Consider the following 12,036-nt stretch of genomic DNA (forward strand, 5'->3'; position numbering starts at 1 on the left):
ACCTGCCGGAACATCAAAGATCAGGCCCGAACGGCCGCCGCCAGACCTTCAAGCTGCTTCAAAACAGACGGGACGGTCCGCTCCGTTGCCTGACCATTCTCCAGCGTTGAGGCCATGGTCTTGATCAGAGCCGAAGCCACAACCGCCGCATCCCCGATCCGCGACGCCGTCCGTGCCTGCTCCGGCGTGGAAATGCCAAAACCCACAGCAACCGGCAGATCCGTGGCTTCCCGGATCCGCGGCAGTGCCTTCTCCAGATCCGCAGCACTCGCACTGTTCGTCCCGGTAATCCCGGTAATGCTCACATAATAGACAAACCCGCTCGCCTCCCGCAGGACATGGAACAGACGGGAGTTCGACGTCGTCGGCGCCACCAGCGAGATGATGTCGAGGCCTGCTTCCCGCGCATGCGCATCCAGCAGATCCGCCTCTTCGGTCGGCATGTCGACAACGATAATCCCGTCCACACCCGCCTGAGCCGCATCGAAACAGAACTCCGCCGGACCATAGCTGTCGATCGGGTTCAGATACCCCATCAGCACGATCGGCGTTTCATTATCCGTCTCGCGGAACGCCCGGACCATTTCCAACACACGCCCCAGCGTCGCCCCAGCCTTGAGGCCACGAAGTGCTGCCGCCTGAATCGTCGGCCCATCCGCGGACGGATCGGAAAACGGCACCCCGATCTCGATCAGGTCCGCCCCCGCCGCCGGCATCGCCCGCAGAAGCTCCAGCGAAGTATCATAATCCGGGTCACAGGCCTGAAGATACGGGATCAGCGCACCGCGCCCTTCCTTCTTCAGGGCCGCAAAACGTGTCTGGATACGGCTCACAGCTTCACTCCCAGATGATGCGCCACAGTAAAGATGTCCTTGTCTCCACGCCCGGAGACATTCAGGACAATGATCTGGTCCTTCGCCATCGTGGGCGCGATCTTCATGACATGCGCCAGTCCATGCGCGCATTCGAGAGCCGGAATGATGCCCTCAGTCCGCGTGCAGACCTGGAACGCCTCAAGCGCCTCCTCATCCGTCACACCGACATATTCGGCCCGGCCAATATCATTCAGCCAGGAATGTTCCGGCCCGATCCCCGGATAATCCAGCCCCGCGCTGATCGAATGCGCTTCCTCGATCTGCCCGTGCTTGTCCTGAAGCAGATACGTCCGGTTGCCATGCAGCACACCCGGCCGACCACGGGAAATGGACGCCGCCGTCTTCCCGGTATCCAGCCCATGCCCCGCCGCCTCGACACCGATCAGCTTAACGGACGCATCATCCAGGAACGGATGGAAAATCCCCATCGCGTTCGACCCGCCACCAATGGCCGCCACGATCACATCCGGCAAACGCCCCTCGGCCTGGGTCATCTGTTCCTTGACCTCAACCCCGATAACGGACTGAAAATCACGAACCATTTCCGGATACGGATGCGGCCCCGCGACCGTACCGACGAGGAAATACGTGTCGGCGACATTGGCCACCCAGTCACGCATGGCCTCGTTCATCGCATCCTTGAGCGTCCCCGCCCCGGCCGTTACCGGCTTCACTTCCGCGCCCAGCAGATGCATGCGGAACACATTGGGCTTCTGCCGCTCAACGTCCGTCGCGCCCATGTAAATGGTGCATTTCAGCCCGAAAAGCGCACAGACCGTCGCCGTCGCCACACCGTGCTGCCCCGCGCCGGTCTCCGCCACAATCCGCGTCTTGCCCATCCGCCGGGCCACGAGAATCTGGCCCATGACGTTGTTGAGCTTGTGCGAGCCGGTATGGTTCAGCTCTTCACGCTTGAAGTAGACCTTCGCCCCGCCAAGCTCCTCCGTCAGATGCTGCGCAAACCACAGCGGGCTCGGGCGACCAACATAATCCTTCAGGTAATAATCCAGCTCCCTGCGGAATTCCGGATCAGCCTGCGCGGCGCGATAGGCCTCATCCAGCTCCAGCAGCAGCGGCATCAGCGTTTCCGCAACGAAGCGGCCACCGAATATCCCGAACCGTCCCCGGTCATCCGGACCGGAACGGAGGGAATTGGCCAAAGGAGATGACAGGGGGAAGATGTGTTCGTCATACCGCACTCGGTTCCACTTCAGGGCCCCAAAGCGATACCAAGGGCAGCCCCCGCCGTCCATCCACCTCGCCGACTTCCGACGTATTCTGAAACAATTCCGAAGCGGGGGCCTTGCGATCCTCAAGCAGGCAGGACATGAGAGAGCCTCACCGCCTTTTCATTTTCCCCGAGGACCTGCCTGATGTTCCTGGTGCGCCCCGCTGGCGCTCCGGCCCGGGAAACCGGACCGGACGCCGATATTTCCAAAGCGGTCTGGCTCGACCTCATCAACCCGACCCCGGACGAAATCGCCCGCGCGGAAAAAGCTCTCGGCACCCACATCCCCCGCCGGGACGAACTTGAAGAAATCGAAAGCTCGTCCCGCCATCACGAAGAAGATGGTGTTCTCTACCTCTCGACTCCCCTCGTCCGGCGCGAGGAAGATACAGCCTTCTCCCTGCCGATCGGCTTCGTACTCACAGACCGCCGCCTCGTCACTGTCCGCTATGCCGACTACTACGGCTTCGACATCGTCGGTCGCCGTCAGGCCGAGCGCGATCCCGCCAAGGGCGACCCATCCGCCAACGAAATCCTTGTCGAGATCATCGAGGAAGTCATCAACCGTCTGGCAGATATTCTGGAAGGTCTCGGCCGCGACCTCGACGCCATCTCCAGACGCGTCTTCAACACCGACCGCCCCCGCGATCCCGCCAGGGCCGGCGAAATGCTGCGTGAAACCCTGCGCCGCCTCGGCCATAGCGGCGATCTTGCTTCCATGACCCGTGACAGCTTGCTCGGCCTTGACCGGATCCTGATCTATATCGGTGACCGGACGGAAAAAGACCCACAGGCCCTGAGAACCCGCATCAAGGTCGCAGGACGCGATATCGCTTCCCTCAACGACTTCGATGCCCAGACCGTCAACAAGGTCCAGTTCCTGCTCGACGCCACACTCGGCTTCATCAGCATCGAACAGAATGACGGGATGAAGGTCCTGACCGTCGTCAGCGCGATCGGCATTCTGCCAACCCTGATTGCCGGCATCTACGGCATGAACTTCCACAACATGCCCGAACTGTCATGGAAATACGGCTACCCCTACGGCCTGACCCTCATGGTCCTTTCGGTCGTCCTGCCGCTCTTCTGGTTCTGGCGCCGCGGCTGGTTCGGCGCCCGTTAGGACGCCTCTTCCACCCGAAGCCCCGGCCCCACGGACCGCTCCGGCAGAACCGAACGCTGATACGCCACCGGGAACTGCCGGAGCTGCTTTTCCCATAAGGCCGGATCGCCATTGCCATCTTTCGGCAAAACCACGCTGTCCACCCCGCAGCGGCGCAGAAACGCCGCCTGATCCGGCAGGATATGCCCTTCCGCCCGGATCTCCCCCGAAAACCGCAGATATTCCCGAAGCGCCCGCGCCTGTGTGAACCCGCGTCCATCCCGGAAAATCGGGAACCGCAGCACCACAAGATCCAGCCGGTTCAGATATGGCTTCAGAAGCGCGGGATCATCCGCACTTTCCAGCAGAACTGCCCGCGCATCATCCCGCTCCGCCAGCTCTGCAGGCGTCACCAGCACATCATGAACCTGTGCCGTCCGCTCGCCGAGTTCAAACAGTCTCATATGCCGCCTCCCTGAAAGGCTCATGCCCCAGACGCGTCAGCGTATCGAGGAACGTCTCCCCGCTCTCCCGCCGCCCGAGATAGCAGTCCACAAGCCGCGCAATCGCATCCACCGTTTCGTCTTCCGGCAGGGCCGCGCCCAGAATCGTCCCGATCGCCGCACCATTCTCGGCCCGGCCACCAACCGTCAGCTGGAAGAACTCTTCCCCGCGCTTGTCCACACCCAGAAGCCCGATATGCCCGGCATGATGATGTCCGCAGGCATTGATGCAGCCCGAGATATTGATCCGCAGCGCCCCGATTTCCGCCTGAAGCGCCGTATCCGCAAACCGCGCGCCCAGCTTCTGCGCAATCGGAATGGACCGCGCATTCGCCAGCGCACAGTAATCCAGCCCCGGGCACGCCACGATATCGCCGATCAGACCGATATTCGCTTCCGCCAGTCCGACCTCCGACAGTCCCAGCCATAAATCCCGCAGCCGGTCCTTGCGCACATGCCCCAGAACCACGTTCTGCAGATGCGTGATCCGGATCTCCCCGAACGAATACGCATCCGCCAGATCCGCCAGACGCGCGATCTGCGCCGACGTCGCATCGCCCGGAATCCCACCCGCCGGCTTCAGTGAAATGGTGGCAATGATATGCCCCGGATCGCGGTGAACATGCGTATTGCTCCGCACCCAGCGGTCAAAGAGCGGATCATCCCGCCGCTGCTGCGCCAGAACAGCATCCGCATCGGCTGGCGCCTCAAGCTGCGGCACGGCAAAGCGCAACCGGATCGCCGCAACCGCCTCCGGCGTCAGCCGATACCGCTCCAGATCCATCTGGGCGAGCTCCGCTTCCACAGCCTCGCGATAGGCCTCAACCCCGATGGCCTGCACCAGGATCTTGATCCGCGCCTTATAAATATTGTCCCGCCGCCCATGCGCATTATAGACGCGCAGAATGGCCTCGAGCGTCGCCAGAAGATGCTCTTCCCGCACACTGTCAAACAGTTCCTGACCGATGACCGGGGTCCGCCCCAGACCACCCCCCACGAAAATCCGGAACACTGGCGCTCCATCCTCACCCGGACGGGCCAGAATCCCGATATCATGAAAGCGCGCCGCCACCCGGTCATTCGGGCTGCCCGAAATCGCGATCTTGAACTTGCGCGGCAGGAACGTGAACTCGGGATGCAGCGTGGACCACTGACGCAGGATCTCCGCATGAACCCGCGGGTCCACCAGCTCATCCGCCGCAGCCCCTGCATACTCATCCGCCGTCACATTGCGGATGCAGTTCCCACTGGTCTGGATGGCATGCATGTCCACCTCAGCCAGCTCACGCAGAATGGCCGGTGTATCCTCCAGCCGGATCCAGTTGAACTGGATGTTCTGGCGCGTCGTGAAATGCCCGTAATCGCGGTCATACCGCCGGGCGATCTCACCCAGCTTGCGCAACTGCCGACTGTCTAGAATTCCGTAAGGAATGGCAACCCGCAGCATATAGGCATGAAGCTGCAGATAGAGCCCGTTCATCAGCCGCAGCGGCTTGAACTCATCCTCGCTCAGCGTCCCGTCCAGACGACGCTGCACCTGCCCTTCAAACTCGGCAATCCGCGCCTGAAGGAAATCCCGGTCAATCCGGTCATACTGATAATGGCCGACAGGAGCACTCACTGCTGGCTCTCCACTGCAAATTCGGGATGAACGGTCGGGCCATGAGCCCGGATCTTTTCGCGTACAGTGACGGGTTCCGGGGGCACAACAGCCTGTACGGCCGTATCGTAAACGCCTACAACACCATCACGCTGGGCTTCCCCGGCCACACGCGCCAGCACAGCTTCCGCGTCTTCCGCATTCAGCAGCGCCGCGTGGCCGATATGAAGATCCCAGCTTCCATCCGCGCACCACCAGACGGTACGACCATCCAGAAGACGGTTGGCAGTCAGAACCAGCTTCTGGCCAGGTTCAAGTCGGACAGGACGTTTCATCAGCGCTCACCTTCCTGATGAATCCCGATCTCACCCTGCGGCTGGACCCATCATGAATCCGTCCTCAATCCCCTCTTCAGACAGAAGAGATGGGAAAATACCGAGGACATGGGGCTTACCACAGCGGCTCAAACATTGATCCATCATGGTAAGATATCCAGTCCTGTAAAACCCATTTCGTGGTTTTTACAAAATACTTTTTTTACTGGTTATATAGAGAAAGAAATCGGCGCCCGGCTGGGACGCTGCATCCCGGCCTCTTCCGCATTCTGAAGCAGATGCTCCAGTGTGACCGACGCCATCTTTTCCGAAACTTCCTGATCCACTGACTGCCAGAACGGTTCCAGCACCTTGGTCCGCAGAAGATTCGTGCCTTCTTCCGGCATTTCCGGATCTTCCGTCACAGTGCGGACGATCTCGTTCAACGTAATGGTCCGCGGCGGCCGCCCCAGACGATATCCCCCCTTCGGGCCACGCACACTCGACAGCAGCCCGGCACGGGACAGCGCCTGCAGCACCGGTTCAATTCCGCGACGGAGCATATCACCCCGCCGGGCAATATCCGCACCGCTCACAACTCCGGACCGGCCTGCATGAAAGGCGACATCCAGCATGATGGATATGGCGGTCAAAGCTCTATCACGACGGAGATACATGAGAATTCCGATTTTCTGCGACAGACAACATCATCATGACATAGTCCGATTTCAGTTCGTCTATCTTGTTTTCCATGCTGGAATGTCAATTGCCCTTTCAGGGCATCTCCCCATTTCCAACATATTCCCGATGAAAACGGTGCCCCAGCGACGTCAGAACCTCATATCCGATCGTCCCTGCCGCTGCCGCGACATCATCCACGCTACGCCTGGGTCCAATCAGATCGACCATCATGTCGGGACCAAGTTTTCCATCCGGCACATCTGAAATATCCACAATCAGGGAATCCATCGAAACACGCCCCAGAAGCGGCAGACAGAAATCCTCAAACCACGCACAGCCCTGCCCGGCCTCATGGCGGGAAAATCCATCCGCATAGCCCACGGCTACAGTCGCGATCCGGCGCGGCATCGTCGGCCGGTAGGTCAGCCCGTACCCGACCCCCTCACCCGGCAGAAGATCGCGGATCTGCAGAATATGAGCCTGCAGCCGGACAACCGGCGACAGCGGATTGGGTCCGTTCTGGTTCGGAGCAAGTCCGTAAAGCGCAGCGCCCGGCCGCACCATGTCCAGATGATAGTCCGACCCTAAAAAGATCCCCGAAGACGCCGACAGACTCAGCGGTGCAGCCGGCAATTGCGCAGACATCTCGAGCAGCCGGGCTTTCTGTGATGGATTGGCAGGATGATCCGGCGTATCGGCACAGGCGAGATGACTCATAACCAGACTGACATCCAGCCCGTCCACAAGCCCTTCATCTTCCCGCAAAGCCTCAAGATCCGCCTGCGAAAGACCGAACCGGGACATCCCGCTATCAACCTGAAGAGCCGCCTCCAGCGGAGCGCGCGCCTGTTCCGCAGCGTCACGCCAGACCGCAATCTGCTCAAGACTGTTCAGAACCGGCCGCAGTCCATAATACGCACAGGCTCCGGCCGCATTCGGCCGCGGGCCATGCAACACCGTAATCCGCGCATCCTTTGATACGACCGAGCGCAGCCTGATACCTTCATCAACATGCGCAACGAAGAAATCCTTCGCACCGGCGCGCTCAAGTACCGGAGCAACACGCGCGATGCCCAGTCCATAGGCATCTGCCTTGACGACAGCAGCACAGGACGCGCTACCCACGCAGTTCTGAAGATACCGGTAGTTTGAAGCAATCGCGTCCAGATCCACCGTAAGGCGGGCTCCGGCACGGGAAGAAGGCCACAGAGGATCAGGACATGCGCTCATCATGAAAGATGAGACTATCCCCTTCCCCGTTAGAATATCCTGCCGGATAATCACAGAATATTCTGATTAACAAAAAAACTATGACCGATTCTGCGAAAATAGACCGATAATTCCAACATGATCTTCGACCGCATCACCGAATCCATTCTGCGCATCCTTCAGCACGACGGACGCCTCAGCAATGCCGACCTCGCACAGCGCGTCGGCCTGTCTCCGTCCGCCTGTCTGCGGCGGGTGCGTCTGCTGGAAGAACAGGGGGTCATCCGCGGCTACCGCGCCGTCATCGACGAACGCTCGGCCCACAAACTGACAACGGTCATCGTCCAGATCACCCTCGAACGCCTGACCGATGAAACGCTCCGTCGCTTCGAAGCCCGCATCCGCGAATGTCCCGATGTCCGCGAATGCTATCTGATGACGGGAGAGGCTGATTACCTTCTCCATGTCGCCGCCCGGGATCTGGCCGACTACGAGCGCATCCACAAGGAAGAGCTCTCCCGCCTCCCCGGCGTCGTCCGCATCCAGAGCAATTTCGCAATCCGTCCCGTCGTCCAGCGCTGGATCAATCAGGATCCCGCCTGAGTCGCGAAAACACAAAAATGCATTTGCGAACCATTTGCATTTGAATTAGGCTCGATTCATCGGTCCCCGTGAACGAAAGCCTGATTTTCCATGATCGTCTGTTCATGCAATGCGCTGTCCCATCGGGACATCGAAATCGCAATTCACAACGGAGCTTCCCGACCGTCGGAAATCTACTCAGCCAGAAAATGCAAGGCGAAGTGCGGCAACTGTGTGCCCGGCATTGTCTGCCTTCTGCGCTCGGCTCTTCAGAAAACCCAGGCTGAACAGGCGCAGCTCAACGCCGCATAAAAAAACAACCCGGACAATGCCGGGTTGTTCAAAGTCCTGCTGCCTTATTCCTGTTCGGGCGCTGCAGCAGAATTTTTCTGAATATAACGCTCAATCCCGACCTGCCTGATCAGGTCGAACTGGCGGTCAATGAAATCCTCATGTTCTTCTTCATTGACGAGGATTTTCAGCAGAAGATCGCGCGAGACATAATCCCGAACGCTTTCACAGTAAGCGATACCGTCCCGCAGATCCTGAATGGCCTTCTCTTCAAGCTTCAGATCGCATTCCAGAATTTCCTGAACGGTCTGCCCGATCAGGATCGGGTTCAGACGCTGCACGTTCGGCAGACCACCCAGAAACAGAATCCGCTCGATCAGCCAGTCCGCATGACGCATCTCTTCGATGGACTCGTCATATTCCTTCTTCCCCAAATGCGTGACACCCCAGTGCCTCAGCGTGCGGGCATGAAGGAAGTACTGGTTGATCGCCGTCAGCTCGTTCGTGAGCTGTGTATTCAGGTGCTCGATCACCACAGGATCTTTAATAGCCATGTTTCCAAACCCTCCAAAAAAGGGGAGAATATCGGAGAGGACAGGCAAAAGAAAACTCTATCTCTCCAGCTTTTTCGATCATCTGGCCCTAGTCAGGATCTGGAACGTAGCGTCAGTGAATTCCAGAAAGAATAGCCCATGTGATCTGCCGCTCTTCGTGATTTTCAACAAGAAGAGCGGCAGACAGAAGAGAAGTCTAGGACCGCTATTATCGCCTGTTAACTGACGATATATCCTAGCCAACCCGGACAAGTTTGCGGTTGATAAACTCCTCAATGCCGAGGAAAGACAGCTCTCTCCCGAAACCGGAATTCTTGATGCCTCCGAAAGGCAGTTCCGGTGCAGCTGCGGTGGCCGTATTGATAAAAACCATGCCGGTCTCGACCTGTTCGGCGACCTTCTCTGCACGGGCAATATCCCGCGAGAACACTGCTCCGCCAAGCCCGTAAGGAGAGTCATTGGCCAGCTCAATGGCTGCCTGTTCGGATGCGACCTTGTGAACGACTGCCACCGGACCAAAGATCTCCTGATAAAAGACCTGATTGTCCTTTGAGACATCCGTCAGGATGGTCGGTTCCATGAAGAACCCCTTGCGGTCCAACCGCTTTCCACCCGCCACAAGCGTCGCGCCGCCTTTGACCGCGTCCTCCGTCTGAACAAGCGCCAGTTCCATCGCCTTGAAACTGCTCATCGGACCATGGGTCACACCCTTGTCGAGAGGATCACCGATCCGGAAACGGGTGATTGCGGTTTTAAGGCCCTCCAAGAAGGCATCATAAACCTTTTCATGCACAATCATGCGCTTGGCAGCGGTGCAGACCTGCCCGTTATTGGCAAACCGCCCCCAGGTCGCCCATTTTACAGCCTGATCAAGATCGGCATCGTCGAGCACGATAAACGCATCGCTGCCACCCAGCTCCATCGTGTCTTTCTTGAGGGCTGCACCAGCCTGGGCCGCAACAGCCTCTCCCGCCCGTTCGCTTCCCGTCAGGGCAACACCGCGGACCCGGTCATCCTTGATAAGCTCGGCGGACTGGTCATTATCCAGAAAGATATTGGTATAGGCGCCGACAGGGGCACCGGCATCCAGAAACAGATTTTCAAATGCGAGGGCACATTGCGGCACGTTCGGGGCGTGTTTTGCAATGACAACATTCCCCGCCATGAGATTTGGTCCTGCAACGCGGGCAAGCTGGTAATACGGGAAATTCCAGGGTTCGATACAGTAGATGATTCCAAGCGGCTGATTGATGATCTTCGCCCGTCCCGTTTTCACCTTAAGCGTCGTAGGCGCAAGAAACTCTTCTGCCCCATCCGCATAGAAGGACAGGATGTCGGCCGTAACATCAATTTCCTCAAGCGCGTCAGACAGTGCCTTGCCCATTTCCGTGGCGATCAACCGGGCATGAAGCTCACGGTCTTTGCGAAGCAGATCCGCGGCCCTGGACACGACTTTCTTGCGCTCTGCAATGCTCCGCAGCTTCCAGTCCGTTTTCCAGACCTGATCGGCACGATCCGTAATTTCTTTCATCTGTGCCGGTGTATGCAGGTCAAAACTGCGTTCGACATTTTCCGTTGTCGGATTGAGAGTCTGATAGACGATCATGTCGGCTTTTCCTCTTCATAAAATAACAGGAACTGTAGCCAGGGACTTCTTTCCCACTATGTGTTGTCGTGGGGAAGAAAGCAGGTGATCAGGCGGAATTGAAAACAGTACCACCCTTTTGGTTCTGTCGTTCAAGATTGTCCCGTTGACTTTGCCGCGCAAGAATGCACATAAACCGCCATTAGTGTCAGGAATGATACCATGCCGCGAACACGTCACACGATCCTGAACTGTAGCCCAGGCTGCACAGTCGAAGCCACGCTCGAACTGTTCGGCGGGAAATGGAAAGCGCTGATCCTTTATCATCTCTTTGAGGATCAGGTACTGCGCTTTGGCGAATTCCGTCATCGCCTTCCCAATGTCACGCAGCGCATGCTGACCAACCAGCTCCGGGAACTGGAGGCAGACGGTCTCGTATCGCGAACCGTGTTCCCGGTTGTACCGCCGCATGTCGAATACAGGCTGACGGAACTGGGAGAGACCCTGAAACCCGTCATTCAGGCTCTCAAGACGTGGGGGGATCAGTATGCCCATTTAGTCGAAAGAGAAAAAAGAGCGAAATCAGATCAGCCCGTGTAAATCACCGCACGTTCCAGTAGATTTTAGATACGCTTTTCTGTCAAAAGTTCCCCGCATCACCCAAATAAACGGCCCCAAGAAAGTCAGAATGAATTTACTTCCTGAAAGGGCAGATGCACCGTCATTCTGAATTCCGGTTTCTATTGCTTGAAAACAGGAGACACCCCATGCCTCTCATCCGCTTTGACATACTGGAAGGCCGTTCCGAGACTGAACTGGCCACTATTCTTGATACGGCCCATCAAGCCGTGCTCGACGCATTTCATGTGCCGCCCCGGGACCGCTACCAGATCGTCCATGAGCACAAGAAAAGTCGTGTGCGGATCGAGGATACAGGACTGGGCATTCCCCGCACCGATGATGTGATGATCATCTCGATCACAACGCGTCCGCGCACCGTTGACGAAAAGACGGCCTTTTTCCGCATACTGACCGAAGCGCTGGAGCAAAAATGCGGTATCGCGCCCAGTGACGTCATGGTGAATTACGTCGAAAACACCGATGCCGACTGGTCCTTCGGCAACGGAGAAGCCCAGTTCCTGAACGGAAAACTCGGCAAACCCCAACCATCATGACTGGAGAGTTCTGTCTTTTTTAAGTGATCTGAACTCTTGCCGTCTCCAGCCATTGAGTCGTCTCATTCATGGAGGCGACAATGCCTTTCTCACAAAACGACCACCCCAAAAATCCGACAAAAGCTCCTGGCTCTCCTGATGAACGGGAACATTTTGATCCTTATCCCGACAAAAGCCCGGTCATTGACGAACCGCCCGAGGAAGACACCCCCGAGAACACACATTCTCCGGAAAAGCCGGCCAACCGGGCACAGGTCCCGATGGGTCATTGAAGGCAGGTATCTGGCAATGATGAACGGACGAGCAGACACCCCCGTTACAGCGAAGTTCGGCCCTA

14 protein-coding genes are annotated in these 12,036 nt (G+C 58.1%); 5 read left to right on the forward strand and 9 right to left on the reverse strand.

The window, feature by feature from the left end; all coding sequences use genetic code 11:
- Positions 1-20 precede the first annotated feature (20 nt).
- Positions 21-833, reverse strand: coding sequence for a tryptophan synthase subunit alpha (gene trpA, locus ACJ2A4_RS07245; RefSeq protein ID WP_408872310.1), 813 nt, complete (start codon positions 831-833; stop codon positions 21-23).
- Complete coding sequence (gene trpB, locus ACJ2A4_RS07250; RefSeq protein ID WP_408872311.1) at positions 830-2,035, reverse strand: tryptophan synthase subunit beta; 1,206 nt, start codon at positions 2,033-2,035, stop codon at positions 830-832. Before trpB ends, trpA begins: the two co-directional genes overlap by 4 nt.
- 213 nt (positions 2,036-2,248) lie before the next feature.
- Here trpB and corA point away from each other — a divergent pair, with 213 nt between their 5' ends.
- A complete protein-coding gene (gene corA, locus ACJ2A4_RS07255) occupies positions 2,249-3,226 on the forward strand; it encodes a magnesium/cobalt transporter CorA (protein WP_408872312.1) in 978 nt (325 codons plus the stop codon).
- Here corA and ACJ2A4_RS07260 read toward each other — a convergent pair.
- From ACJ2A4_RS07260 to alr, 5 genes are all read right to left on the reverse strand, one after another.
- On the reverse strand, positions 3,223-3,669 hold the full coding sequence (locus ACJ2A4_RS07260) for a DUF934 domain-containing protein (RefSeq protein WP_408872313.1): 447 nt from the start codon (positions 3,667-3,669) through the stop codon (positions 3,223-3,225). The genes corA and ACJ2A4_RS07260 overlap by 4 nt on opposite strands.
- Positions 3,656-5,329, reverse strand: coding sequence for a nitrite/sulfite reductase (locus ACJ2A4_RS07265; protein ID WP_408872314.1), 1,674 nt, complete (start codon positions 5,327-5,329; stop codon positions 3,656-3,658). Before ACJ2A4_RS07265 ends, ACJ2A4_RS07260 begins: the two co-directional genes overlap by 14 nt.
- On the reverse strand, positions 5,326-5,643 hold the full coding sequence (locus tag ACJ2A4_RS07270; RefSeq protein ID WP_408872315.1) for a DUF2849 domain-containing protein: 318 nt from the start codon (positions 5,641-5,643) through the stop codon (positions 5,326-5,328). The genes ACJ2A4_RS07265 and ACJ2A4_RS07270 overlap by 4 nt, the downstream gene beginning before the upstream one ends.
- Positions 5,644-5,852: 209 nt before the next feature.
- A complete protein-coding gene (locus ACJ2A4_RS07275; RefSeq protein WP_408872316.1) occupies positions 5,853-6,299 on the reverse strand; it encodes an RrF2 family transcriptional regulator in 447 nt (148 codons plus the stop codon).
- A 97-nt stretch (positions 6,300-6,396) separates the two neighbouring features.
- Entirely contained in the window at positions 6,397-7,536 is a 1,140-nt protein-coding gene (gene alr / locus ACJ2A4_RS07280) for an alanine racemase (RefSeq protein ID WP_408872317.1), read from the reverse strand.
- Positions 7,537-7,650: 114 nt separating this feature from the next.
- On the opposite strand from alr, the gene ACJ2A4_RS07285 reads away from it, so the two are divergent.
- On the forward strand, positions 7,651-8,115 hold the full coding sequence (locus tag ACJ2A4_RS07285) for an Lrp/AsnC family transcriptional regulator (protein ID WP_194259837.1): 465 nt from the start codon (positions 7,651-7,653) through the stop codon (positions 8,113-8,115).
- Positions 8,116-8,205: 90 nt separating this feature from the next.
- Complete coding sequence (locus tag ACJ2A4_RS07290; RefSeq protein ID WP_408872318.1) at positions 8,206-8,406, forward strand: bacterioferritin-associated ferredoxin; 201 nt, start codon at positions 8,206-8,208, stop codon at positions 8,404-8,406.
- A gap of 44 nt (positions 8,407-8,450) precedes the next feature.
- Here the strand turns inward: ACJ2A4_RS07290 and bfr are convergent, their stop codons facing one another.
- Positions 8,451-8,939, reverse strand: coding sequence for a bacterioferritin (gene bfr, locus ACJ2A4_RS07295; protein ID WP_062507244.1), 489 nt, complete (start codon positions 8,937-8,939; stop codon positions 8,451-8,453).
- A 235-nt stretch (positions 8,940-9,174) separates the two neighbouring features.
- Positions 9,175-10,545 carry an NAD-dependent succinate-semialdehyde dehydrogenase gene (locus tag ACJ2A4_RS07300; RefSeq protein ID WP_408872319.1) on the reverse strand — a complete coding sequence of 457 codons (1,371 nt, stop codon included), beginning with the start codon at positions 10,543-10,545 and terminating at the stop codon, positions 9,175-9,177.
- Positions 10,546-10,746: 201 nt separating this feature from the next.
- Here ACJ2A4_RS07300 and ACJ2A4_RS07305 point away from each other — a divergent pair, with 201 nt between their 5' ends.
- Positions 10,747-11,124: a winged helix-turn-helix transcriptional regulator gene (locus ACJ2A4_RS07305; protein WP_408872320.1), complete on the forward strand. Its 378-nt coding sequence runs from the start codon at positions 10,747-10,749 to the stop codon at positions 11,122-11,124.
- A 167-nt stretch (positions 11,125-11,291) separates the two neighbouring features.
- On the forward strand, positions 11,292-11,699 hold the full coding sequence (locus tag ACJ2A4_RS07310; RefSeq protein ID WP_408872321.1) for a tautomerase family protein: 408 nt from the start codon (positions 11,292-11,294) through the stop codon (positions 11,697-11,699).
- Positions 11,700-12,036: the final 337 nt, after the last annotated feature.

Origin of the sequence: Gluconobacter roseus (assembly GCF_046058915.1) — a bacterium.
In the GTDB taxonomy this organism is placed as follows: Bacteria; Pseudomonadota; Alphaproteobacteria; order Acetobacterales; family Acetobacteraceae; genus Gluconobacter; species Gluconobacter roseus_A.

Excerpts from the sequence above, each read along its gene's own strand:
- corA (WP_408872312.1), top strand. The coding sequence starts at position 2,249 with ATGTTCCTGGTGCGCCCCGCTGGCGCTCCGGCCCGGGAAACCGGACCG.
- ACJ2A4_RS07260 (WP_408872313.1), bottom strand. The coding sequence starts at position 3,669 with ATGAGACTGTTTGAACTCGGCGAGCGGACGGCACAGGTTCATGATGTG.
- ACJ2A4_RS07270 (WP_408872315.1), bottom strand. The coding sequence starts at position 5,643 with ATGAAACGTCCTGTCCGACTTGAACCTGGCCAGAAGCTGGTTCTGACT.
- ACJ2A4_RS07275 (WP_408872316.1), bottom strand. The coding sequence starts at position 6,299 with ATGTATCTCCGTCGTGATAGAGCTTTGACCGCCATATCCATCATGCTG.
- alr (WP_408872317.1), bottom strand. The coding sequence starts at position 7,536 with ATGATGAGCGCATGTCCTGATCCTCTGTGGCCTTCTTCCCGTGCCGGA.
- ACJ2A4_RS07285 (WP_194259837.1), top strand. The coding sequence starts at position 7,651 with ATGATCTTCGACCGCATCACCGAATCCATTCTGCGCATCCTTCAGCAC.
- ACJ2A4_RS07290 (WP_408872318.1), top strand. The coding sequence starts at position 8,206 with ATGATCGTCTGTTCATGCAATGCGCTGTCCCATCGGGACATCGAAATC.
- bfr (WP_062507244.1), bottom strand. The coding sequence starts at position 8,939 with ATGGCTATTAAAGATCCTGTGGTGATCGAGCACCTGAATACACAGCTC.
- ACJ2A4_RS07300 (WP_408872319.1), bottom strand. The coding sequence starts at position 10,545 with ATGATCGTCTATCAGACTCTCAATCCGACAACGGAAAATGTCGAACGC.
- ACJ2A4_RS07305 (WP_408872320.1), top strand. The coding sequence starts at position 10,747 with ATGCCGCGAACACGTCACACGATCCTGAACTGTAGCCCAGGCTGCACA.
- ACJ2A4_RS07310 (WP_408872321.1), top strand. The coding sequence starts at position 11,292 with ATGCCTCTCATCCGCTTTGACATACTGGAAGGCCGTTCCGAGACTGAA.